Origin of the sequence: Thiothrix unzii (genome assembly GCF_017901175.1) — a bacterium.
GTDB lineage: Bacteria > Pseudomonadota > Gammaproteobacteria > Thiotrichales > Thiotrichaceae > Thiothrix > Thiothrix unzii.
In genome coordinates this window covers 2,455,326-2,477,292 of record NZ_CP072793.1, presented here as the reverse complement: position 1 = coordinate 2,477,292, position 21,967 = coordinate 2,455,326, and the positions used below count along the sequence as shown (strand labels likewise).

21 protein-coding genes, 2 tRNA genes, 3 rRNA genes and 1 other RNA gene are annotated in these 21,967 nt (G+C 51.4%); 21 read left to right on the top strand and 6 right to left on the bottom strand.

The features are described from left to right. Window positions 1–21 precede the first annotated feature (21 nt). From J9260_RS12355 to ffs, 5 genes are all read right to left on the bottom strand, one after another. A complete protein-coding gene (locus tag J9260_RS12355; protein WP_210218047.1) occupies window positions 22–366 on the bottom strand; it encodes a histidine triad nucleotide-binding protein in 345 nt (114 codons plus the stop codon). After that, window positions 363–962: a recombination mediator RecR gene (gene recR, locus J9260_RS12350; RefSeq protein ID WP_210218046.1), complete on the bottom strand. Its 600-nt coding sequence runs from the start codon at window positions 960–962 to the stop codon at window positions 363–365. The genes J9260_RS12355 and recR overlap by 4 nt, the downstream gene beginning before the upstream one ends. Window positions 963–964: 2 nt before the next feature. Next, complete coding sequence (locus J9260_RS12345; RefSeq protein WP_425520095.1) at window positions 965–1,294, bottom strand: YbaB/EbfC family nucleoid-associated protein; 330 nt, start codon at window positions 1,292–1,294, stop codon at window positions 965–967. A gap of 48 nt (window positions 1,295–1,342) precedes the next feature. Further along, window positions 1,343–2,938, bottom strand: coding sequence for a DNA polymerase III subunit gamma/tau (gene dnaX / locus J9260_RS12340; RefSeq protein ID WP_210218045.1), 1,596 nt, complete (start codon window positions 2,936–2,938; stop codon window positions 1,343–1,345). Window positions 2,939–2,974: 36 nt separating this feature from the next. Further along, an RNA gene (gene ffs, locus J9260_RS12335) (signal recognition particle sRNA small type) lies at window positions 2,975–3,070 on the bottom strand. A 118-nt stretch (window positions 3,071–3,188) separates the two neighbouring features. Between ffs and J9260_RS12330 the strand changes: the two genes are divergently transcribed. From J9260_RS12330 to iscX, 15 genes are all read left to right on the top strand, one after another. Next, window positions 3,189–3,791 carry an HAD family hydrolase gene (locus tag J9260_RS12330; protein ID WP_210218044.1) on the top strand — a complete coding sequence of 201 codons (603 nt, stop codon included), beginning with the start codon at window positions 3,189–3,191 and terminating at the stop codon, window positions 3,789–3,791. Between the two features lie 37 nt (window positions 3,792–3,828). Continuing rightward, the gene (locus J9260_RS12325; protein ID WP_210218043.1) at window positions 3,829–4,452 is read left to right on the top strand and encodes a YkgJ family cysteine cluster protein; all 624 of its coding nucleotides are present in this window, start codon (window positions 3,829–3,831) and stop codon (window positions 4,450–4,452) included. A gap of 86 nt (window positions 4,453–4,538) precedes the next feature. After that, on the top strand, window positions 4,539–5,081 hold the full coding sequence (locus J9260_RS12320; protein WP_210218042.1) for a hypothetical protein: 543 nt from the start codon (window positions 4,539–4,541) through the stop codon (window positions 5,079–5,081). 88 nt (window positions 5,082–5,169) lie between these two features. Continuing rightward, window positions 5,170–5,943 (top strand): serine O-acetyltransferase, encoded by a 774-nt coding sequence (cysE, locus tag J9260_RS12315; protein WP_210218041.1) that lies wholly within the window; start codon window positions 5,170–5,172, stop codon window positions 5,941–5,943. Between the two features lie 33 nt (window positions 5,944–5,976). Further along, entirely contained in the window at window positions 5,977–6,561 is a 585-nt protein-coding gene (locus J9260_RS12310) for a hypothetical protein (RefSeq protein WP_210218040.1), read from the top strand. A 12-nt stretch (window positions 6,562–6,573) separates the two neighbouring features. Then, window positions 6,574–6,921 (top strand): hypothetical protein, encoded by a 348-nt coding sequence (locus J9260_RS12305; protein ID WP_210218039.1) that lies wholly within the window; start codon window positions 6,574–6,576, stop codon window positions 6,919–6,921. After that, window positions 6,912–7,850 carry a hypothetical protein gene (locus J9260_RS12300; RefSeq protein ID WP_210218038.1) on the top strand — a complete coding sequence of 313 codons (939 nt, stop codon included), beginning with the start codon at window positions 6,912–6,914 and terminating at the stop codon, window positions 7,848–7,850. Before J9260_RS12305 ends, J9260_RS12300 begins: the two co-directional genes overlap by 10 nt. Window positions 7,851–7,937: 87 nt before the next feature. Continuing rightward, on the top strand, window positions 7,938–8,408 hold the full coding sequence (locus J9260_RS12295; protein WP_210218037.1) for an Rrf2 family transcriptional regulator: 471 nt from the start codon (window positions 7,938–7,940) through the stop codon (window positions 8,406–8,408). A 22-nt stretch (window positions 8,409–8,430) separates the two neighbouring features. After that, window positions 8,431–9,654: an IscS subfamily cysteine desulfurase gene (locus J9260_RS12290; RefSeq protein WP_281419390.1), complete on the top strand. Its 1,224-nt coding sequence runs from the start codon at window positions 8,431–8,433 to the stop codon at window positions 9,652–9,654. Between the two features lie 21 nt (window positions 9,655–9,675). Further along, window positions 9,676–10,062 (top strand): Fe-S cluster assembly scaffold IscU, encoded by a 387-nt coding sequence (iscU, locus tag J9260_RS12285; RefSeq protein WP_210218036.1) that lies wholly within the window; start codon window positions 9,676–9,678, stop codon window positions 10,060–10,062. A gap of 18 nt (window positions 10,063–10,080) precedes the next feature. Continuing rightward, entirely contained in the window at window positions 10,081–10,401 is a 321-nt protein-coding gene (gene iscA, locus J9260_RS12280) for an iron-sulfur cluster assembly protein IscA (protein ID WP_210218035.1), read from the top strand. Beyond that, the gene (gene hscB / locus J9260_RS12275) at window positions 10,401–10,943 is read left to right on the top strand and encodes a Fe-S protein assembly co-chaperone HscB (RefSeq protein ID WP_210218034.1); all 543 of its coding nucleotides are present in this window, start codon (window positions 10,401–10,403) and stop codon (window positions 10,941–10,943) included. Before iscA ends, hscB begins: the two co-directional genes overlap by 1 nt. Before the next feature lie 7 nt (window positions 10,944–10,950). Then, window positions 10,951–12,813 carry a Fe-S protein assembly chaperone HscA gene (hscA, locus tag J9260_RS12270; RefSeq protein ID WP_210218033.1) on the top strand — a complete coding sequence of 621 codons (1,863 nt, stop codon included), beginning with the start codon at window positions 10,951–10,953 and terminating at the stop codon, window positions 12,811–12,813. A 5-nt stretch (window positions 12,814–12,818) separates the two neighbouring features. Further along, complete coding sequence (gene fdx, locus J9260_RS12265; RefSeq protein ID WP_210218032.1) at window positions 12,819–13,157, top strand: ISC system 2Fe-2S type ferredoxin; 339 nt, start codon at window positions 12,819–12,821, stop codon at window positions 13,155–13,157. A 15-nt stretch (window positions 13,158–13,172) separates the two neighbouring features. Then, on the top strand, window positions 13,173–13,373 hold the full coding sequence (gene iscX / locus J9260_RS12260; RefSeq protein WP_210218031.1) for a Fe-S cluster assembly protein IscX: 201 nt from the start codon (window positions 13,173–13,175) through the stop codon (window positions 13,371–13,373). 48 nt (window positions 13,374–13,421) lie between these two features. Here iscX and J9260_RS12255 read toward each other — a convergent pair whose 3' ends face one another. Next, on the bottom strand, window positions 13,422–14,909 hold the full coding sequence (locus J9260_RS12255) for a M23 family metallopeptidase (RefSeq protein ID WP_210218030.1): 1,488 nt from the start codon (window positions 14,907–14,909) through the stop codon (window positions 13,422–13,424). A gap of 192 nt (window positions 14,910–15,101) precedes the next feature. Between J9260_RS12255 and tyrS the strand changes: the two genes are divergently transcribed. The 6 genes from tyrS (at window position 15,102) to rrf (ending at window position 21,950) form a co-directional block, all read left to right on the top strand. Continuing rightward, window positions 15,102–16,301, top strand: coding sequence for a tyrosine--tRNA ligase (gene tyrS / locus J9260_RS12250; RefSeq protein WP_210218029.1), 1,200 nt, complete (start codon window positions 15,102–15,104; stop codon window positions 16,299–16,301). A gap of 505 nt (window positions 16,302–16,806) precedes the next feature. Next, a 16S ribosomal RNA gene (locus tag J9260_RS12245) occupies window positions 16,807–18,303 on the top strand. Window positions 18,304–18,393: 90 nt separating this feature from the next. Beyond that, a tRNA-Ile gene (locus tag J9260_RS12240) sits at window positions 18,394–18,470 on the top strand. Between the two features lie 23 nt (window positions 18,471–18,493). After that, window positions 18,494–18,569: transfer RNA gene (locus J9260_RS12235), tRNA-Ala, on the top strand. A 270-nt stretch (window positions 18,570–18,839) separates the two neighbouring features. Next, window positions 18,840–21,684, top strand: a 23S ribosomal RNA gene (locus J9260_RS12230). A gap of 150 nt (window positions 21,685–21,834) precedes the next feature. Continuing rightward, window positions 21,835–21,950 (top strand): 5S ribosomal RNA (gene rrf / locus J9260_RS12225). Together the 16S, 23S and 5S rRNA genes with 2 tRNA genes alongside form the textbook arrangement of a ribosomal RNA operon. The last annotated feature ends 17 nt before the right edge of the window (window positions 21,951–21,967 follow it).

Genomic DNA, 21,967 nt, shown 5'->3' with positions numbered 1-21,967 from the left:
GTCAGCCCTAGAAAGAATAATTTAACCCGGCGGCCACCCCAATTCACGCCCCGCCAACAGGTGTAAATGAATATGGAACACCGTTTGCCCCGCATCCGCACCACAATTCATGGTGACGCGATAGCCATTCTCGGCATAACCCGCTTCCGTCGCAATGTGTTTTGCTGCTAAAAATAGCTTGCCCACCAACGCCGCATCATCTGCTTGCAGGTCATTAATCGTGGCAATGTGTTTACGCGGAATAATCAACACGTGCAGCGGTGCTTGCGGATTAATGTCGTGAAACGCAATGACATCAGCATCTTGATAAGCAATTTTCGCGGGGATTTCACCTGCCACAATGCGGCAGAATAAGCAGTCGCTCATGAGTATTTTCTCCGTCCTTCAAAGGCGTGTGAAAGCGTGCCGCTATCGACGTATTCCAATTCGCTGCCCATCGGTACGCCGTGCGCAATCCGTGATGCCGGAATATTGCGTTTGGCGGCGAGTTCGCTAATGTAATGCGCAGTGACTTCACCTTCAACCGTCGGGTTAGTGGCAAGGATTAACTCTTGCACTTCGCCTTCGTCCAACCGCGCTTCCAGCAAATCCAGCCCAATGTCTTCGGGGCCAATGCCATCCAGCGGTGACAGCCTGCCACCCAGCACGAAATAATAGCCGCGATAACCGGTGGCTTGTTCCACCGCTACGACATCAGACGGATGTTCGACCACGCATAATAACGTAGCTTGGCGTGCCGGATTGGCGCAAATGCGGCAGGTATCGTGTTCGGTCAAGGTGCGGCAACGTGAGCATTGTTTAATCTCACGCATTGCCCGCCCCATCACTTCAGCTAAACGTTCGCCGCTGCGTCGGTCGTTTTCCAGCAAGTGAAACGCCATGCGTTGTGCGGTACGCGCCCCGACCCCCGGCAAACACCGCAGGGATTCAATCAACGCCTTGAGCAGCGACGATTCATTCATGCTTAAAACGGCATTTTAAAGCCGGGAGGCATCGGCATTCCGGCAGTTACGCCAGCCATGCGAGTGCGTGAGGCTTCTTCGAGTTTGTGTACTGCGTCATTAATCGCGGCAGTCACGAGGTCTTCGAGCATGTCTTTATCATCTTCAAACAGGCTGGGGTCAATATTGACGCGCTGGCATTCGTGTTTGCCGTTGATTTGCACCGATACCAAACCACCACCGGATTGCCCGGTTACTTCCATCGCAGCAATTTCCGCCTGCGCTTTCTGCATGTTTTCCTGCATTTGTTGCGCCTGCTTCATCAGGCCGCCCAATCCGCCTTTACCCATCATGGTATGTCTATCCTCAAGTTTTTAACATTAGATGTACAGTTTACTACACTAACTGCCGTTTGTGCGCGGACGGATGCTACCCGGTACAATTACCGCGCCAAACGTTTCCTGTAATTGCTTTACAAACGGGTCATTGGTTATGGCGGCTTCAGCGGCTGCTTGGCGTTCGGCAGCTTCACGTAGCCCGCGTTTTTCCGGGGTTTCCTCAGTTAACACCGTTACCGTGAATTGTAATTGCAGCTCACGCCCGTAATGTTGCGCTAATGCTTCGCTTAATTGCGCAGCAGCGCGAGGGCTTTGCAAGGTCGAGCCACTTTCATCCAGCAACAGAGTGATATGCGTGTCGGTAATGCTTTCCAGCAAACAATGTTGCGCCAATGGCAAGGCCATGCCGGAGAGGTTGAGCTGGGGGAGGATGGTGTGCCAGGTGTTGGGGGAAGCTAAAGGTGGTATGGTTTTAACCACTGTTGTAGAGACGCAAGATTTTGCGTCTCTACCTTGCGCATCTTCGGCAATAGCTTCAACTACAATTTTTTTTTTCTCAACCTGTGTCGAGTGTGGTTGAGATTGACCATCATCCAGCCGGAACGCCAGCATCCGCAGTAACAGCATTTCCAACCCGCCACGCGGATCAGGGGCTAACGGTAAATCACGTCGCCCATACAATGCCATTTGGTAATAAAGCTGCACATCTGCCGGTGACAGCAATTTTGCCAATGCCGCAATATCCTCGTCAGCATCGTCGCGTGTTACCACTTGTTGCACTGCAATGCTGTGTAAGAGCGCAATCAAACTGTCCGCCGCAGCGGTGAAATCGGTAGTAAGCTGCGCCATTTGCGCGACGATACCCAACATCCGCTGCCCGTCATCATCAGCAATGGCTTGCAATAAACCAATCAGGTGTTCGTGCGGTAACAAGCCGAGCATGTCTTGCACGTCGGCTTCACTCACCGCACCGCCGCCAGTCACAATCGCCTGATCGGTCAAGCTCAGCGCATCGCGCATACTGCCATCAGCGGCACGCGCCAACAGTCGCAAGGCGGCTTCGCTGAAGGGAATGGCTTCTTGTTCCAGCACCGTGCTCAAATGCCCGCTGATCATTTCCACCGGCATTCGCTTGAGGTTGAATTGCAGGCAACGCGATAAAATGGTGACGGGTAACTTTTGCGGGTCGGTGGTCGCAAACAGGAATTTAACGTGCGGCGGCGGCTCTTCCAGCGTTTTCAACAGCGCGTTGAAACTGTGCCCGGAAAGCATGTGTACTTCGTCGATCAGGTAAATCTTGAAGCGTCCGCGCGTGGGGGAATATTGCACATTATCGAGCAATTCGCGGGTGTCTTCGACTTTAGTGCGTGATGCCGCATCGACTTCAATCAAGTCAACGTGACGACCTTCGGCGATTTCGCGGCAACTGCGGCATTCGCCACAAGGTTTCGCGGTAACGCCGGTTTCGCAATTGAGGCATTTGGCAAAAATTCGCGCAAGAGTGGTTTTGCCAACGCCGCGTGTGCCGGTAAATAAGTAAGCGTGGTGGAGGCGATTTTCATCCAGAGCGTTCATCAAGGCACGTAACACATGCGCCTGACCAACCATTTGCTGGAAGTCTTGAGGCCGCCATTTTCGTGCAAGAACTTGATAACTCATGGATTGATTTATAGATGCTTTAAGAGTGGAGGCAGCCTGCACCAGCCACATCCTGCGCCCGAATCAATGGCTGTTGCTGCTCCCTTCCGGGCCTGACAAGGTTCACCACCTATCGTCGCGGGAGAACCCATGCAGGCCACCATTGCGAAGAGTGCCGATTATGACGAAATTGCTTGGCAGCTACAAGCTTTATGCAGCATTGCTACAATGCGGGTTATGATCTCGCGTATCTTTGTAGGAGCCACCCACCATGAAATCCATCCAGTTGATTGCTTTCGATCTGTTCGGTGTCGTTATCAGTGACGGGCATTTAGTCACAAACGGGCTATTGCCCTTATTGCCGCACCTTACCAAAGCAGCGGTAAAACCCCATTACGACGCTTACACCAGCGGCAAAATCACGGAAGCCGCGTTTTGGGAAGGTATCGGTGTGGCTATGGATTCACCGATTCGCCAGCATTTCCTCGATAGCTTTGTGCTGGATGCGGAATTAACGCAGGTGGTAACCGCGCTGCAAGGGCGTTACCGTTTGGGGATTTTGTCCAATCTCGGTGCGGAATGGGGCGAAATACTCGACGCACGTTTTGATTTTCGCGCAAATTTTGAGCCGCGTATTATCAGTGGTGAAGTGCAATGCCAAAAACCCGAACCCGCGATTTATCAGGTTTTGCTGCGTGCCAGCGGTATTGCGGGTGAAAACATCGCGTTTATTGATGACCGCCGGGAAAATTTAGCGGTGGCGCATGAATTTGGCATGACCACGATTCACTACCAGCGCGAACCGGATCAGCACCCATTTGAGCCGGATTACACCATCCAGCGTCTGAGTGAAGTTTTAGCGTTGCTGTGCTAGGCTCGAATGCTTGAATAGGATGGATTAAGGCGCATTAATGAGCACAAAAAAAGCTTACGGCAAACCACAACGCTTGAAATTTCCCGCTGCTGAGGCTGAAAACGCATGGCTGGGTTACGCTTTTAACGCTTACTACCGCGCTGATGTGGGTGTCGCCAAAGGCATTCAGCAGGAAGAGCGCAAGGGGCGGAAACTGGCGTGTGCTAAAGGTTGTTCTAATTGTTGCAAGAGCCACACCACGATTCCGATTTTCCCGCTGGAATTACTGGGGCTGTATTGGTATGTCACCAAAATCATGGCTATTGAGACGCGCACTCGCTTGAAACCACAGCTTGCCGGTCATGTGGCGGGGCAGCCTTGCCCGTTTTTGCTGGAGGGCGCGTGTAGTGTTCACCCCATGCGCCCGTTGGCGTGCCGCCATTTCAATGTATTTGGTAAAACGTGTGTGGAAGGTGAGGACGCTTTCTACACCCGCCGCGAAGACGTGTTGACCCCGCTCAAAGCACATCAGGACGCGGCGTATGAGGCGATGTTGCCCTTCCACGGTTTCGTAACCCCGGAGCAACAGCAAACGGCAATGCAGCAGTCGTATGTACAACAGCAAGCGCGGGTATTGCAGGAAATAGACTGGGCGCACTTAGCGGCGCGACTTGGGGTATAAATCAGGCGTTGAAATGTGCGAAATCACCAGAAATAGCCTGCGATTTCAATGCATAATAAGCCTTACCTAACTGCGAGGAACATCCCATGAAAACACGTCTTACCACTTTAGTCATCAGTGCCGCACTCGGCATCGTATCGTCAGTCTGTGCCGCCGCGCCTATTGACAGCATTTACACCAGCTTGAAAACAGAGGCTTGCAAAACCTTGGCAGCCAATGAAAACGAAGGTGGCTCGTACCAAGGTCGTTGCCCCGGCACGGCTGGCTACCAATTGGATGTTCTGGAAGGCGATATTCGCCAATCCATCACCGTGATTGACCCCAAGGGTAACGAGTTTCCGTTGAACTTATGGTCAACCGTTTCCAGCGGCTTTTCAGCAGTCGGTGAAAAAGCCGAATGGCGCGTTGAAAAAATCGCCGCGAAAAAACGCCCTATCGCGTTGATCGTGCGCTTCAATGTCAGCGGAGACCCGGAACACCCCGAAAGAACCACGTCTTATTTGGTGGTGAGTAAAATTACTGCGAATGAAATCTGCGTAACGGATGTGGTTGAACCCAGCAGTACCGCCAACCAACAAGCACGGGTGCTTGCCGATAGCGCAGCGACAAAAGCCTGTAAAACCCCATAAGCATGACAAAAATAGCCTGTCATTGGCGTGATAACGCTGATGCAGGCATACTACACCGCTTGAAAATCCCCACATCTTAAGGAAAGCTATGTTCGAGCGCATCCGTGAAGACATTTACTGCATCTTTGAGCGTGACCCCGCCGCGCGTAATGTCTTTGAAATCATCACCACCTATCCCGGTATCCATGCAGTCATTATCCATCGGGGCAGTCATTGGTTGTGGCGTAGCGGTTTCAAATGGTTGGCGCGGGTGTTATCCAACATAGCGCGATTATTCACCGGGATTGAAATCCACCCCGGCGCGACCATCGGACGACGCTTTTTCATCGACCACGGCATGGGGGTGGTTATCGGTGAAACCGCAGAAATCGGCGACGATTGCACCCTTTATCATGGCGTAACTTTAGGCGGGACAAGCTGGCAAAAAGGCAAACGCCACCCCACGCTTTGCAACGATGTTGTCGTTGGTGCGGGAGCGAAAATTCTGGGGCCGATTACCTTAGCTAACGGCGCACGGGTTGGCTCCAACGCGGTGGTGGTAAAAGATGTACCCGAAGGCGCAACCGTCACCGGCATTCCGGGGCGCATCGTAACCCCGCGTAAACCGCAAGAAAAACGCCGCGAAGAAATTGCCCAGAAAATGGGTTTTGACGCTTACGGCGCAACCCAAGATATGCCCGACCCGGTAGCAAACACCATGAACCGGATGCTGGATCACATTCATTTGATGGATGAGCGCATGGAAAAACTGTGCGAGGAAGTACATCGCCTTGGTGGTAAACTGGAAGTGTTACCGATGCCCGCTTTGTTGCGTGCCGAAGGTTTTAGCAGCGATAAAGAACAAACGCCACCGTCCGTTTGATCAGTCGTTTAAACCCAAATCGAGGGAATCCCCATGACCACAGCACTTAATATCCGTCTTGGCGCGTCTATTTTAGGGGCGACATTGGCTTTGCTGTCATGCAACGTCAGTGCTGATCTCGTTATCCCGGAAGTAGCGGAAGCCCAAAAACGTTTCCAAGACAACCCCGGCATTTTCGACCAGACCGACCAGTATTGCACTGAGAAAACCCTAGATGCAGTCTGCACTTTACCCGGCACTGTTTTTGAAGGTGGCGGTAAGGGGCAATGCAAGCGCGAGTTAACCGACACCAAAATTTCCCTGCAATGCCAACGCACCGAAAGCGTGGAAATCGACCGAAAGATCCCCGATACCTTCAGTATTGACCCACCATTCCCCAGCGTGACCGACCGTTTTTGCGCCAAGAAAAAAGCGCAGGATACCTGTAGCGTCACTCTGAGCCATAACGGTAAGCAAGAAACCTACGACGGCGTATGTGAGGAATCGCGGGATGAGCAAGGCTACCGTTTCCGTCCACAAGTGCGTTTGCTGTTGAGTTGCCAACCTGCCAAAAAAGCTCCAGAGCGGGTTTACACGCCGGTCAGTACCGTAAGGAAGCTATTCTCCCAAGGGTTGTAAGTTGCGCACCCTATGAGCCTGACGCAAGCGGCGGCACTTGGCATTACGTTGGCGGTGGAAGTGCCGTTAGTTGTGCTAATGGCGTACCGCTGGCGTGTGCCTTGGCCGCGTAGTTTGGTTGTCGGGTTGTTGGCTTCCTGCCTAACCCATCCGTTGGCATGGAAAGTGTCTTGGTGGGCAATGGTGTTGTTTCAAACACCTCATTATGTGCGCTGGTTTATTGCGATTGAAACGGGTGTCGTGGTGCTGGAAGCCTTGTTATTCCGTTATCTGTTGCGCGTGAAGTGGCAGCAAGCTTTTGCGGTGTCATTGTTGGCAAATGCTGCGTCAGCTTTGTTAGGGGTGTGGCTATGGCTGTAATGGCGCGTCACTGGTCGAGTCTTTCGGTGTGGGAATTGGCGGCAGTTGGTACGGTGTTAGTGGTGGCTGCCGTGCTTGCGCCATTGCCGCTTTACCTGTTGGCTTTGAGCGTGTTTGGTTTGCCGCATGTGTTGTGGGAATTACGCTGGATACGCCAGACTTACCAAGCACAAATCCCGTCGTGGGTATGGCTGGCATGGTGGGGTGTGCTGGGTTTGCAAGCAGCGGCGCGTTTGGGTTCGTGGTTAGGCGTTGTGTCTGCACCAGTGACTTTGCTGGTGGATTTGCTGACATTGGCGTTGTTGTTTTGGGTGGTTGCGGCACTCGCATGGCGTTGGGGTAGTTTGCGGGCGTGGTTATTGGCGGTGCTTGCTGCGTGTTTGGGTGTGGTTTTGTTGTGGGTGGTCAATAACGGTGATGTGGTTGCGGTGTTGGTGCTGCTGGCGATTATCCATAACTTTACTCCGTTGTTTTTGGTGTCGCAGGGGCAGTGTTTCGCGACGTTTCCGGCTAGATCGGTATTGGCAGGTTTATTCAGTTTGCCGTTGTTGCTGATTGCCGCGCTGTGGTGGTTAGGAATGCCCGCCCCGCATACGGTGGGTTGGTGGATGCCTAGCGAGGCGACATGGTTGCAGCAGCATTTAATCCAAGGGTTTTCGGCGGTATTGTCGGGTGTGGTGTTGGCGCAATGTTTGCACTATTACAGCGTGTTACGGTTATTGCCGACCACATTGCCGATGCCTGCGCCGCGCTGGTGGTTGTTGGGGGCGGTGTCTGCATCAGCTTTGTTAACGCTGTATTTCCTTGCTGATTTTAAGGCGGCACGTCAGTTGTATGCGGTGGCGGCAGGTTTCCATGCTTGGTTGGAATTTCCTTTGATTTTGTTGTTGTTTAGCGGTTTGGGGATAGGGAAGGCGCGTGTTGAGTAATCTAAATGGGATACACAAAACCATAATACTTGACTAGTTTTGTCAGGTATTGTTAGGATGCACTTAGCTTGAATGGAGAGCATCAACATGAAACTGACTACTAAGGGTCGCTATGCGGTGACAGCCATGCTGGATTTGGCCTTGCATAATGGGGATCAACCAGTATCACTGGCAGAGATTTCGGAAAGGCAGGATATATCACTTTCTTATCTGGAGCAACTGTTCGCCAAACTGCGTAAAGCGGGTTTAGTGGTGAGTATGCGCGGCCCCGGTGGTGGCTACCAATTAAACGGTGCGCCGAACACCATTGTTATTGCTGATATTATCAGTGCGGTTGATGAGCACGTTGACGCAACCCGCTGCGGTGGTCTCGGTGATTGTCAGGACAATAAGCGTTGCCTGACACACGATTTATGGATGGATTTGAGTAACCAAATTCGCGTGTTCTTGGCGGATATTACCCTCGCCGATATGACTTCGCGTTTGGAGGTTCAGGAAACCGCCGCCCGTCAGAACAAAAAGCGCATCGACTTTATCTCCCATTCACAATCCCATTAATGCCAGTGTAGGACAAGCCCCCATGAGTGAACTGAACACACCCATTTACTTCGATTACGCCGCAACCACGCCGGTTGATCCGCGTGTTGCCGAAAAAATGATGCAGTACTTGACCCCCACTGGCGTATTCGGCAACCCTGCTTCCAAGAGTCACACTTTCGGCTGGCAAGCAGAAGAAGCGGTTGAAGAAGCGCGCGGTCACGTTGCTGCTTTGATTAATGCTGACACTAAAGAGATCGTGTGGACAAGCGGTGCTACCGAATCCAATAACTTAGCGATTAAGGGTGCGGCGCACTTTAACGAGCGTCGTGGCAAGCACATTATTACCTGCAAAACCGAACACAAAGCGGTGTTGGATACGTGTCGTCAGTTGGAGCGTGAAGGTTTTGAAGTTACCTTCCTTGACCCCGAATCCAGTGGTTTAATTGACCTTGATAAACTCAAGGCAGCGATGCGCGAAGACACCACCGTGGTTTCTATCATGCACGTTAATAATGAAATCGGCGTGATTCAGGATATTGCGGCGATTGGTGAAATGTGCCGTGCCAACAAAACTATTTTCCACGTGGATGCTGCGCAAAGTGCCGGTAAAGTGCCGATTGATATAGAAAAGCTCAAAGTGGATCTGATGAGTTTTTCCGCGCATAAAATTTACGGCCCGAAAGGCATGGGGGCGTTATACGTGCGCCGCAAGCCGCGTGTCCGTATCGAAGCGCAAACCCACGGTGGTGGTCATGAGCGCGGAATGCGTTCCGGCACGTTGCCAACGCATCAAATTGTGGCAATGGGCGAAGCGTTCCGTATTGCCAAGTTGGAAATGAATGCCGAAAATGATCGTATCCTGATGTTGCGTAACCGTTTGTATGACGGTTTAAAAGACATTGAGGAAGTTTACGTAAACGGTGATTTAGAACAACGTGTGGCAGGCATTTTGAATATAAGCTTCAACTACGTTGAGGGCGAAAGCTTGATGATGTCGTTGAAAGGTTTGGCGATGTCGTCGGGTTCGGCTTGTACCAGTGCGAGTCTAGAGCCTAGTTACGTATTACGCGCCTTGGGGCGTAGTGATGAATTAGCGCACAGCTCATTGCGCTTGTCGATGGGACGTTTCAGCACCGTGGAACAGGTTGATTACGCGATTGAACGCATCCGCTCGGCGGTTGACAAGTTGCGTGAATTGTCACCACTGTGGGAAATGTTCCAAGAAGGTATCGACATTAGCAAGGTCGAATGGGTTTCACATTAAGGTTTCTACGAGGTATAGATCATGGCATACGGTGAAAAGGTCATTGACCACTACGAAAATCCCCGCAACGTCGGTAGTTTCAACAAGGCTGATGTCAATATCGGTACGGGCATGGTTGGCGCACCCGCGTGCGGCGACGTAATGAAACTGCAAATCAAGGTTAATGAGCAAGGCATTATTGAAGATGCCAAGTTTAAAACTTACGGCTGCGGTTCGGCGATTGCCTCCTCAAGCTTATTGACCGAATGGGTCAAAGGCAAAACGCTGGAAGAGGCGAAGCAAATCAAGAACACCGATATTGCTGCTGAGCTGGATTTGCCCCCGGTGAAAATCCACTGTTCGGTACTGGCAGAAGATGCTATCCGCACCGCGATTGAGGATTACCAAAACAAGCAGCAGCAAGCGTAAGTAAGCAGGAGACTGACGATGATCACGTTGACTGAAGTGGCAGCATCGCGCGTTCAAAAGTTCATTACCAACCGTGGCAAAGGTTTAGGTTTGCGCCTTGGCGTTAAAACCAACGGCTGTTCTGGCATGGCGTATGTCATGGAATTCGTTGATGAGCTGCAAGACGGCGATTCCGTGTTTGAAAGTCACGGTGTAAAAGTGATTGCCGACCCTAAAGCCTTGGTATATCTGGACGGCACTGAGGTTGATTACACCCGCGAAGGCTTGAACGAAGGCTTTAAATTCACCAATCCCAATGAGAAAGCGCGTTGTGGGTGTGGTGAGAGTTTCACCGTCTGATGTACTTGCAAGACTTCAAACAGGATTACTTCGCACTGTTTGCGATGGAGCGTCAGTTTGAAATAGACGGCGCGGCGTTAATGCAACGTTTTCGCGAGCTGCAATCCCAGTATCACCCTGATCGCGTGGCGACAGGTAGTGATCAGGATAAACGCTTGGCAGTGCAAGTGACGGCGTTTATCAATGAGGCGTATGAAACCTTGCGCCATCCACGGTTGCGGGCGCGGTATTTACTGACGCTGGCAGGTGTGGAAATCAATGATGAGCGCGATACCACGGCTGATCCGGCATTTTTGATGCAGCAGATGGAAATCCGTGAAGCCTTGGAAGAAGCTGAACACGCCGAAGAACCGTTTGAAGTGTTGGATGGCATTGGCACACAAATTCGTCAAATGATTCGCTCCCTTGAAACGGAATTTGCCGCACATTGGGCACTCGCAGCTTACCCAGCGGCGAAAGCAACCTTGTTGAAAATGCGTTTTTACGAACGCCTGCTGGAAGACCTGCGCCAACGCGAAGAGCGTCTGGAAGAAAGCCTCTAGGATTATCATGGCATTACTACAGATTTCAGAACCCGGAATGTCTACTACGGCGCATCAGCATCGGCTGGCGGCGGGTATTGACCTCGGCACTACCAATTCACTGGTAGCAACGGTGCGCAGCGGGCAAGCGGCAACCTTGGCGGATTCCACGGGACGGCACTTACTCCCGTCCGTGGTGCGCTATCAAGCGGATGCGCCAGCGATTGTCGGTGATGCTGCCAAATCAGCGATTACTACTGATCCTGCAAATACCATTGCTTCCGCTAAACGCCTGATGGGGCGCGGGGTTGGCGATGTGAAACAGCTTGGCGGGCATTTGCCGTATGCGTTTGTGAGCGGCGATTCCAGCGTACCGCGCATTCATACAGTGGCTGGTGATGTTTCAGCGGTAGAAGTGTCAGCGGAGATTTTGCGCGCGCTTAAATACCGTGCGGAAGATACCTTGGGTGGCGATTTAACCGGCGTGGTGATTACTGTTCCTGCCTATTTCGACGATGCACAACGTCAAGCAACACGCGATGCTGCCACCTTGGCGGGATTAAATGTGTACCGCTTGTTGAATGAACCGACCGCTGCGGCAGTCGCCTACGGCTTAGACCAAGATGCGGAAGGCGTGATTGCTGTCTACGACTTAGGTGGCGGCACGTTCGATATTTCCGTTTTGCGCTTGCATAACGGTGTGTTTGAAGTGTTGGCGACGGGCGGCGATTCTGCCTTGGGTGGCGACGACTTTGACCACGTGATTGCCGAATGGCTGCTGCAACAAGCGCAGTTAACTACCACTGCTGACCAAAAGATTTTACGCACCGCTTTAGTCGTTGCCCGTGAAGCCAAAGAAGCCCTGACAACGCAAACCAGCGTGCCAGTAGCATTGGGTGCATGGCAGGGTGAATTACAACGCACTCACCTGAATGAGCTGGTTGCACCGCTGGTCAAGAAAACCTTAATGGCTTGCCGCCGCACTTTACGCGATGCCAATCTCAATAAAGAAGACGTGAAAGACGTGGTGATGGTGGGTGGTTCCACCCGTGTATTGTTGGTGCGTGAGCAAGTGGCGGAGTTCTTCGGTAAGCCACCATTAGTCAATATTGACCCAGATCGTGTTGTTGCCTTGGGTGCGGCGATTCAAGCCGATGTATTGGCGGGGAATAAACCCGATTCCGATATGTTGTTGCTGGATGTGATTCCCTTGTCGTTAGGGTTGGAAATGATGGGCGGTTTGGTGGAAAAAGTGATTCCACGCAATACCACCATTCCCGTAGCGCGTGCGCAGGAATTTACCACCTTTAAAGACGGGCAAACCGCCATGTCGATTCACGTATTACAAGGTGAACGCGATACGGTGGAAACTTGCCGTTCCTTGGCGCGGTTTTCGCTGCGTGATATTCCACCGATGGTGGCAGGTGCGGCACGGATTCGGGTGACGTTCCAAGTGGATGCCGACGGTTTGCTCAATGTAACTGCGCAAGAACAAACCACGGGTGTCAGTGCCGGAGTGGAAGTAAAGCCTTCCTACGGTTTAAGCGACAATGAAATCGAAACTATGCTGCGTGATTCCATGGCTTACGCGCGTGAAGACATGGAAGCGCGGCGGTTGCGTGAGCAACAAGTGGAAGCGGATCGTTCAATGGAAGCGTTAGATGCCGCGCTCAAAGCCGATGGCGATACGCTGTTGACCGCTGATGAGCGTCGCCAGATTTTGGTGTTCCGTGATCAGTTAGCGATTTTACGCGAAGGTAGCGATTACCGCGCTCTTGAAGCCGGAATTAAAGCGATGGAAAAAGCGGCTGAGGCTTATGTCGAGCGGCGTATGAATGCCAGCATCCGCGCTGCGATGGCGGGTCATCGTGTTGACGAATTCAAAGGATAATTCCCATGCCTAAACTGATTTTTTTACCGCACGACGACATTTGCCCGGAAGGGGCAGTGATTGACGTTGCCTCTGGCATCAGCATTTGCGATGCAGCATTACAGCACGGCATTGATATTGAACATGCCTGCGAAAAATCGTGTGCTTGCACCACTTGCCACGTGTATATCCGCGAAGGTTTCGATACCTTGGATGAAGCAACCGATTTGGAGGAAGATTACCTCGATAAAGCTTGGGGTGTTGACCCGGATTCGCGTCTGAGCTGCCAAGCTAAAGTGGGTGTGGCTGATTTGGTGATTGAATTACCCAAATACACGATCAATATGGTTTCTGAACACCATTAAGCGCGAGGTGATGACATGGCATTGAAATGGACAGATACGCTGGATATTGCGATTGAATTGTTTGAAAAGCATCCTGATGTTGACCCGCGTTACATTCGTTTTACCGATTTGCACGCCTGGGTTACGGCGTTGGAGGATTTCAACGACGCACCGGATAAATCCAACGAAAAGATTTTAGAAGCGATTCAAATGGCGTGGATCGAAGAAGCAGAATAATTCATGACATCAGGGCGAAGTGCATTCGCCCTGATAGTTGGCTGGGCGTTAACCGCCGTTTTGCTTGGGAGCAGGTGCGTCCGCCGCTGCGACTTTACGCAGTTCGGTCAATTGCTGAATCATCGCTGAGGCGTGATTTTTAAACTGCTGCATTTCCTTCGCCGACATAATGCCCACTTGCGGCAAATCAACACTCACTGGATTTTGCGCTACACCATTCATACGGTATTCGTAATGCACGTGATTACCCGTGGATGTGCCGGTGGAGCCAACGTAACCGATAACATCGCCACGTTTAACGCTGTGCCCAGAACCTAAACCTTGCTTGAAACCGGACATATGCCCGTAAAGCGTGGTAATGCCGTTGATGTGACGCAGCTCAACCACATTGCCGTAACCACCCTGGCGACCTAAAAACTTCACCTGACCATCTGCCGTAGCGTGGATAGGTGTGCCGCGTGGGGCTGCGAAATCCTGCCCTGCGTGCGCTTTACGGAAGCCAAATACCGGGTGGCGACGCATACCGAAGCCGGAACTCATCCGACCGCCAGCAACGGGTGTACGATCAAAGGCAGTGCGCTTCAATTCGGTATCCGCATTCGGGCTGAAGTAATCGGTTTTGCCATCTTCTAAAGTAAAGCGCACCCGTTGTTTGGTGGTTTCGCGATGACTGTATTCAGCCGCTAACACCTTATCTGTGTAAATACTTGCGCCTTGATACTGGTAATCTTCAAAAATTACACCGAGTTTGTCGCCTGCTCTTAAGCCTTTCTTGAAGTCCACATCTTGACGGAAAACGTGTCCTAACTGACGAATCAGCGAGTTAGAAAGCCCCGCTTCTTTGCCATCACGTTGAATCGAATGTTTGACGGTGAATGCGATTTTGGATTCACGAATCTCAAAAACATCCGATTCCCACTTGCCGACGAAACCGTTATCGGTTGATGACACAATGTAAGCGTTGTTTTTGCCCTTGGTGTAGATCAGTTGTTGCAACTGATCGTCTACGACCTGAACCAGCAATGCCGCATCGGGTTTGAGGGTTTCCAGTTCTTGAGCGATAGCAGCGTCTTTCAGCAATGGCTTGGCGAGTTTGCTGAGTTTTAATGCATCTAAAGCCGTTTCTAAGGTATCGCCTTCCACCAGTGTGCGCATTTTCCAGTTACCTTGTTGGGCATCTGGCAAAATATCCATCGCAAAGCCGGAAAATGACTCAGAAGCCACCGCTGGTAAATTCAAATCTTGTAAGACTTGCGCAGGTGAGCCGGATTCAACTTCCGTCAAGTTTAAAACGGACGAGGTTGCATCGGGCGTGCTGATCATGGAGTAGACAGGGATATTGCCCAGTGTTGCCAATCCACAAACAATGAAAAGTGAGCGGCTGGCAATGTAGCGAAGCGGTTTTTTAGGCGAGGTGTGCGGCGATGACTTGGGGGATTTTTTCGGCAAGGAGGGCGCAGATTTCATCTGCTTAGGTTTATAGTCGCCCGGTATCACAATCTCAATGCTGTTGCCTGGCAGATTGTAGCGTTGCATCGCAGTGTTCCAGTCGTCTCGCTTACGCTCTGGATGCGGCTTTCGTCTAAACGTTAACAAATTGTTCACCAATATGTTGCCTATAAAATAACTGATAGACTGACTCTGAATAGCGCAGTTACCAGCATAGCTGTTAAGCTAGGCAGCTTTTTAGGACAAATCCAAGGCATTGTCAATTGCGGAGCAGAGTAGATGGATCATATTGTTGACATTATGAACGAATTGGGGCGCGGAGCTGAAGAAGTCTTAGTCGAAGCTGAATTTGCTGCAAAACTTAAAAAAGGCCAGCCGTTACGTATTAAGGCGGGATTTGACCCGACAGCACCCGATTTGCATTTGGGGCATACCGTACTTATTAATAAGATGCGTCAGTTTCAGGAAGCAGGGCATCACGTCTTGTTCCTTATTGGTGACTTTACCGGGATGATTGGTGATCCGACGGGTAAGTCAGCAACGCGCCCAGCCTTGACCGCTGAACAAGTTCAAGAGAATGCGCAGAGTTACCAAGCGCAAATCTTCAAGATTCTTGACCCAGATAAAACCGAGATTGTCTTCAATTCGACTTGGATGAATCAATTGGGTAGTGCCGGACTCATCCAGTTGGCAGCAAAGCATACTGTTGCCCGTATGTTAGAGCGTGATGACTTTAATAAGCGTTATAAGTCGGGGCAGTCGATTGCGATTCATGAGTTCCTTTATCCTTTAGTACAAGGTTACGATTCTGTCGCGCTGAAAGCCGATGTCGAGCTAGGCGGGACTGACCAGAAGTTCAATCTCCTCGTCGGGCGTGAGTTACAGCGTCAATACGGGCAAGAGCAGCAAACGGTTATCACCATGCCACTGCTGGAAGGCTTGGATGGCGTTAATAAAATGTCGAAGTCGCTGGGTAACTACATCGGTATTACTGACGCACCCAACGATATGTTTGGCAAGATCATGTCGATCTCTGATGAATTGATGTGGCGTTACTTTGAGTTATTGAGTTTCCGCCCGTTGACTGAGCTGGCGCGTCTCAAGCAAAGCGTTGTAGACGGTGCAAACCCACGCGACTTGAAGTTCCTGTTAGCGGAAGAATTAATTAGCCGCTTCCACAGTCCGGCAGCGGCAGCTTCGGCACAAGCAGACTTTATTGCGCGCTTTCAAAAGGGTGCAATGCCTGATGAAATCCCTGAAATTACCTTAACGACCGCAACTGAAACGCTGCCAATCGCCTCTTTACTAAAAGAAGCCGGATTAGTTGGCAGTACCTCAGAGGCATTGCGCATGATTCAGCAAGGTGGCGTGAAAATCGACGGAAATAAGGTCGAAGATCGTAACTTAATGATTCAAAAAGGAATGACTGGCGTATTCCAAGTGGGTAAGCGCAAGTACGCTAAAGTTTTTTTAAAATGAGTTAAAAAAGGGTTAAAAAGGAGTTGACGGTTGAGAAGGGATCCGTATAATGCGCACCTTCTTCAGGGCATAACGGCACTGAAAACGGAAAAGAAATCAATTGCTTAGGTGAAAATAGATTAACTTTCCGAAGTAGCGAAAAAGGTAGAAAAAAGTGCTTGACACTTGATTCTGAAGTCCTTAAGATGCGCACCTCACTCAGGCCGGAAACGACCTGAAAACAGAAAGGAAATCAATCGCTTAAAGTGAAAGGTCTCCGATCTAACAGTTTCTTCGGCGAAGAAAGTTTTTGAAAAAAGTGCTTGACACCAACATCGAAAACGTTATAAGATTCGCCTCCTCGCTGAAACAGTTCAGCGCGACACTTTAAAAAGAGAAGCCAGATAACTTGTGTGGGGGCTTGCGGAAAGTGCATTGAGCACAGAAGCAAGCAACCCAAGAAGTTCACGTTAATTACGTAATTTCGACGGATTGCTCTTCAATTTCAAATGTTTATATAGAGATTGAACTGAAGAGTTTGATCCTGGCTCAGATTGAACGCTGGCGGTATGCTTAAGACATGCAAGTCGTGCGGTAGAAGGCTTCGGCCTTTGAGAGCGGCGGACGGGTGAGTAACACGTGGGAATCTGCCTATTAGTGGGGGACAGCCCAGCGAAAGCTGGATTAATACCGCATACGCCCTACGGGGGAAAGCAGCAATGCGCTAATAGATGAGCCCGCGTAAGATTAGCTAGTTGGTAAGGTAAAGGCTTACCAAGGCGACGATCTTTAGCTGGTCTGAGAGGATGGCCAGCCACATCGGGACTGAGACACGGCCCGGACTCCTACGGGAGGCAGCAGTCGGGAATATTGGACAATGGGCGCAAGCCTGATCCAGCAATACCGCGTGTGTGAAGAAGGCCTGCGGGTTGTAAAGCACTTTCAGTTGGGAAGATAATGACGTTACCAACAGAAGAAGCACCGGCTAACTCCGTGCCAGCAGCCGCGGTAATACGGAGGGTGCAAGCGTTAATCGGAATTACTGGGCGTAAAGCGTGCGTAGGCGGCCTGTTAAGTCAGATGTGAAAGCCCCGGGCTTAACCTGGGAACTGCATCTGATACTGGGAGGCTAGAATGTGGGAGAGGAGAGTGGAATTTCCGGTGTAGCGGTGAAATGCATAGAGATCGGAAGGAACACCAGTGGCGAAGGCGGCTCTCTGGACCAACATTGACGCTGAGGCACGAAAGCGTGGGTAGCAAACAGGATTAGATACCCTGGTAGTCCACGCCGTAAACGATGTCAACTAGCCGCCGGCCTCACTCTAGAGGTCGGTGGTGCAGCTAACGCATTAAGTTGACCGCCTGGGGAGTACGGCCGCAAGGTTGAAACTCAAAGGAATTGACGGGGGCCCGCACAAGCGGTGGAGCATGTGGTTTAATTCGATGCAACGCGAAGAACCTTACCTGGTCTTGACATGTAGTGAACTTAGCAGAAATGTTTTGGTGCCTTCGGGAACACTAACACAGGTGCTGCACGGCTGTCGTCAGCTCGTGTCGTGAGATGTTGGGTTAAGTCCCGCAACGAGCGCAACCCCTGTCCCTAGTTGCCAGCACATAATGGTGGGAACTCTAGGGAGACTGCCGGTGACAAACCGGAGGAAGGTGGGGATGACGTCAAGTCATCATGGCCCTTATGACCAGGGCTACACACGTGCTACAATGGGCAGTACAGAGGGAAGCAAAATCGCGAGATCAAGCAAATCCCAGAAAGCTGTCCGTAGTCCGGATCGGAGTCTGCAACTCGACTCCGTGAAGTCGGAATCGCTAGTAATCGCGAATCAGCATGTCGCGGTGAATACGTTCCCGGGCCTTGTACACACCGCCCGTCACACCATGGGAGTTTGTTGCACCAGAAGCAGGTAGTCTAACCGAAAGGAGGGCGCTTGCCACGGTGTGGCCGATGACTGGGGTGAAGTCGTAACAAGGTAGCCGTAGGGGAACCTGCGGCTGGATCACCTCCTTTACGAGAAACGCTCAAGGCAATCCACAAGCCCCCACACAAGTTTATTCTGGCAGACCAAACAATTACTGCAAGCGCTTTAGTACCGAATACGGGTCTATAGCTCAGTTGGTTAGAGCGCACCCCTGATAAGGGTGAGGCCGGTGGTTCAAGTCCACCTAGACCCACCACTCTTGCATAGTCAAGGTTACATGGGGCCATAGCTCAGCTGGGAGAGCGCCTGCCTTGCACGCAGGAGGTCGTCGGTTCGATCCCGTCTGGCTCCACCATCCCTCACGGGGCACAGCAGTAATTGTTAACACTAGGCAAACCTCGAAAAGTCACTGCAAGGCACTTTATTTTACAACGGTAAAGTGTCTAGCACTGGCTTTTGTCGGTACAACCCTAAAGGGTCGTTCTTTAACAAAACGGAAAAGTAATCAAGGCGAGATTTTTACTGAATGAAAAACTGTAAATCTCAAGAATGATCGTTACGAGAGAATAGGCGCTCTATAACCCTAGTCTGTTGCACAAAAGGTACAGACTGCTCAGGGTTATAGGATCAAGTGACTAAGCGTATACGGTGGATGCCTAGGCGGTCAGAGGCGATGAAGGACGTTATAGCATGCGATAAGCCCCGGGGAGCTTGCAAATAAGCATTGATCCGAGGATTTCCGAATGGGGAAACCCACCACTTTAGTGGTATCCCGCAAGGGAAGCGAACGCAGGGAACTGAAACATCTAAGTACCTGTAGGAAAAGAAATCAACCGAGATTCCCCCAGTAGCGGCGAGCGAACGGGGAACAGCCGAATCTTTATGTTGTAGTGGAAGAGTATGGAAAGGCTCGCGATACAGGGTGATAGCCCCGTACACGAAACGGCATAGAGGACATATTAAGTAGGGCGGGACACGTGAAATCCTGTTTGAAGATGGGGGGACCATCCTCCAAGGCTAAATACTACTGACCGACCGATAGTGAACCAGTACCGTGAGGGAAAGGCGAAAAGAACCGTGGTGAACGGAGTGAAATAGAACCTGAAACCGTGTACGTACAAGCAGTGGGAGCCCTACGGGGTGACTGCGTACCTTTTGTATAATGGGTCAGCGACTTACTTTCAGTGGCAAGCTTAACCGATAGGGGAGGCGTAGCGAAAGCGAGTCTGAACAGGGCGTTCAGTCGCTGGGAGTAGACCCGAAACCGGGCGATCTATCCATGACCAGGTTGAAGGTGTAGTAACATACACTGGAGGACCGAACCCACTCCCGTTGAAAAGGTAGGGGATGAGTTGTGGATAGGAGTGAAAGGCTAATCAAGCTCGGAGATAGCTGGTTCTCCTCGAAAGCTATTTAGGTAGCGCCTCGTGTATCACTCCTAGGGGTAGAGCACTGTTATGGCTAGGGGGCCCTGACCGGCTTACCAACCCATTGCAAACTCCGAATACTAGGAAGTGCGAGCACGGGAGACAGACAGCGGGTGCTAACGTCCGTTGTCAAAAGGGAAACAACCCAGACCACCAGCTAAGGTCCCCAAATTATGGCTCAGTGGGAAACGATGTGGGAAGGCACAGACAGCCAGGAGGTTGGCTTAGAAGCAGCCATCCTTTAAAGAAAGCGTAATAGCTCACTGGTCGAGTCGGCCTGCGCGGAAGATTCAACGGGGCTTAAGCCATATACCGAAGCTGTGGATCATGCGAAAGCATGGTGGTAGAGGAGCGTTCTGTACGCCTGTGAAGGTGAACTGGGAAGTTTGCTGGAGGTATCAGAAGTGCGAATGCTGACATAAGTAACGACAAGACGGGTGAAAAACCCGTCCGCCGAAAGCCCAAGGTTTCCTGCGCAACGTTAATCGGCGCAGGGTTAGTCGGCCCCTAAGGCGAGGCAGAAATGCGTAGTCGATGGGAAACAGGTCAATATTCCTGTACCGGCACTAACTGCGATGGGAGGACGGAGAAGGCTAGGCCAGCAACCTATTGGATGGTTGTTTAAGCGTTTAGGTGGGGTTCTTAGGCAAATCCGGGAACCCTTAACACTGAGGCGTGATGACGAGGCACTACGGTGCTGAAGTGGTTGATGCCATGCTTCCAAGAAAAGTCCCTAAGCTTCAGGTTAGTGCTGACCGTACCCCAAACCGACACAGGTGGGCTGGATGAGAATTCCAAGGCGCTTGAGAGAACTCGGATGAAGGAACTAGGCAAAATGGTACCGTAACTTCGGGAGAAGGTACGCCCCTGACGGTGTTAAAGCTGTTGGGGGCCGCAGAGACCAGGCCGCTGCGACTGTTTATCAAAAACACAGCACTCTGCAAACACGAAAGTGGACGTATAGGGTGTGACGCCTGCCCGGTGCCGGAAGGTTAATTGATGGGGTTAGCGCAAGCGAAGCTCTTGATCGAAGCCCCGGTAAACGGCGGCCGTAACTATAACGGTCCTAAGGTAGCGAAATTCCTTGTCGGGTAAGTTCCGACCTGCACGAATGGCGTAACGATGGCGGCACTGTCTCCATCCGAGACTCAGTGAAATTGAAATCGCTGTGAAGATGCAGTGTACCCGCGGCTAGACGGAAAGACCCCGTGAACCTTTACTGTAGCTTTGCACTGAACATTGAACTTGCTTGTGTAGGATAGGTGGGAGACTATGAAACCGGGACGCCAGTTCTGGTGGAGTCATCCTTGAAATACCACCCTGGCAATTTTGATGTTCTAACCTCGACATAACAGTGTCAGGGACAGTGCATGGTGGGCAGTTTGACTGGGGCGGTCTCCTCCCAAAGAGTAACGGAGGAGCGCGAAGGTGTGCTAATCTCGGTCGGAAATCGAGAGGTTTGTGTAAAGGCATAAGCACGCTTGACTGCGAGACAGACAAGTCGAGCAGGTACGAAAGTAGGTCTTAGTGATCCGGTGGCTCTGAATGGAAGGGCCATCGCTCAACGGATAAAAGGTACTCCGGGGATAACAGGCTGATTCCTCCCAAGAGTCCATATCGACGGGGGAGTTTGGCACCTCGATGTCGGCTCATCGCATCCTGGGGCTGAAGCAGGTCCCAAGGGTATGGCTGTTCGCCATTTAAAGCGGTACGCGAGCTGGGTTCAGAACGTCGTGAGACAGTTCGGTCCCTATCTGCCGTGGGCGTTGGAGATTTGAGGGAAGCTGACCTTAGTACGAGAGGACCGGGTTGGACGAACCTCTGGTGTTCCTGTTGTCACGCCAGTGGCATTGCAGGGTAGCTATGTTCGGACGGGATAACCGCTGAAAGCATCTAAGCGGGAAGCCCCTCCCAAGATGAGATCTCCCTAACCCCTAGAGGGTTCTAAAGGGCCGTTGGAGACTACGACGTTGATAGGCTGGGTGTGGAAGTGCGGTAACGCATGTAGCTAACCAGTACTAATTGCCCGTGAGGCTTGATCCTATAACCCCGAGCGGTCTGCTTGTGGATTTACGGTTTAGTCAGTAAAGTAACAGTTGAACCACGATTATTTTTCCGAATTGGGTTGTGAAGGCCACGGTGGGGATGGAAGTCCTTGCACTTATAAAGCTTCACGTTAACCCGGCCAGTTTGCCTGGTGTCTATAGAGCATTGGAACCACCTGATCCCATCCCGAACTCAGAAGTGAAACGGTGCATCGCCGATGGTAGTGTGGGGCTTCCCCATGTGAGAGTAGGTCAACGCCAGGCTCCAAATCGAAAAGCCC

Excerpts from the sequence above, each read along its gene's own strand:
- J9260_RS12355 (WP_210218047.1), bottom strand. The coding sequence starts at position 366 with ATGAGCGACTGCTTATTCTGCCGCATTGTGGCAGGTGAAATCCCCGCG.
- recR (WP_210218046.1), bottom strand. The coding sequence starts at position 962 with ATGAATGAATCGTCGCTGCTCAAGGCGTTGATTGAATCCCTGCGGTGT.
- J9260_RS12345 (WP_425520095.1), bottom strand. The coding sequence starts at position 1,294 with ATGATGGGTAAAGGCGGATTGGGCGGCCTGATGAAGCAGGCGCAACAA.
- dnaX (WP_210218045.1), bottom strand. The coding sequence starts at position 2,938 with ATGAGTTATCAAGTTCTTGCACGAAAATGGCGGCCTCAAGACTTCCAG.
- J9260_RS12330 (WP_210218044.1), top strand. The coding sequence starts at position 3,189 with ATGAAATCCATCCAGTTGATTGCTTTCGATCTGTTCGGTGTCGTTATC.
- J9260_RS12325 (WP_210218043.1), top strand. The coding sequence starts at position 3,829 with ATGAGCACAAAAAAAGCTTACGGCAAACCACAACGCTTGAAATTTCCC.
- J9260_RS12320 (WP_210218042.1), top strand. The coding sequence starts at position 4,539 with ATGAAAACACGTCTTACCACTTTAGTCATCAGTGCCGCACTCGGCATC.
- cysE (WP_210218041.1), top strand. The coding sequence starts at position 5,170 with ATGTTCGAGCGCATCCGTGAAGACATTTACTGCATCTTTGAGCGTGAC.
- J9260_RS12310 (WP_210218040.1), top strand. The coding sequence starts at position 5,977 with ATGACCACAGCACTTAATATCCGTCTTGGCGCGTCTATTTTAGGGGCG.
- J9260_RS12305 (WP_210218039.1), top strand. The coding sequence starts at position 6,574 with ATGAGCCTGACGCAAGCGGCGGCACTTGGCATTACGTTGGCGGTGGAA.
- J9260_RS12300 (WP_210218038.1), top strand. The coding sequence starts at position 6,912 with ATGGCTGTAATGGCGCGTCACTGGTCGAGTCTTTCGGTGTGGGAATTG.
- J9260_RS12295 (WP_210218037.1), top strand. The coding sequence starts at position 7,938 with ATGAAACTGACTACTAAGGGTCGCTATGCGGTGACAGCCATGCTGGAT.
- J9260_RS12290 (WP_281419390.1), top strand. The coding sequence starts at position 8,431 with ATGAGTGAACTGAACACACCCATTTACTTCGATTACGCCGCAACCACG.
- iscU (WP_210218036.1), top strand. The coding sequence starts at position 9,676 with ATGGCATACGGTGAAAAGGTCATTGACCACTACGAAAATCCCCGCAAC.
- iscA (WP_210218035.1), top strand. The coding sequence starts at position 10,081 with ATGATCACGTTGACTGAAGTGGCAGCATCGCGCGTTCAAAAGTTCATT.
- hscB (WP_210218034.1), top strand. The coding sequence starts at position 10,401 with ATGTACTTGCAAGACTTCAAACAGGATTACTTCGCACTGTTTGCGATG.
- hscA (WP_210218033.1), top strand. The coding sequence starts at position 10,951 with ATGGCATTACTACAGATTTCAGAACCCGGAATGTCTACTACGGCGCAT.
- fdx (WP_210218032.1), top strand. The coding sequence starts at position 12,819 with ATGCCTAAACTGATTTTTTTACCGCACGACGACATTTGCCCGGAAGGG.
- iscX (WP_210218031.1), top strand. The coding sequence starts at position 13,173 with ATGGCATTGAAATGGACAGATACGCTGGATATTGCGATTGAATTGTTT.
- J9260_RS12255 (WP_210218030.1), bottom strand. The coding sequence starts at position 14,909 with ATGCAACGCTACAATCTGCCAGGCAACAGCATTGAGATTGTGATACCG.
- tyrS (WP_210218029.1), top strand. The coding sequence starts at position 15,102 with ATGGATCATATTGTTGACATTATGAACGAATTGGGGCGCGGAGCTGAA.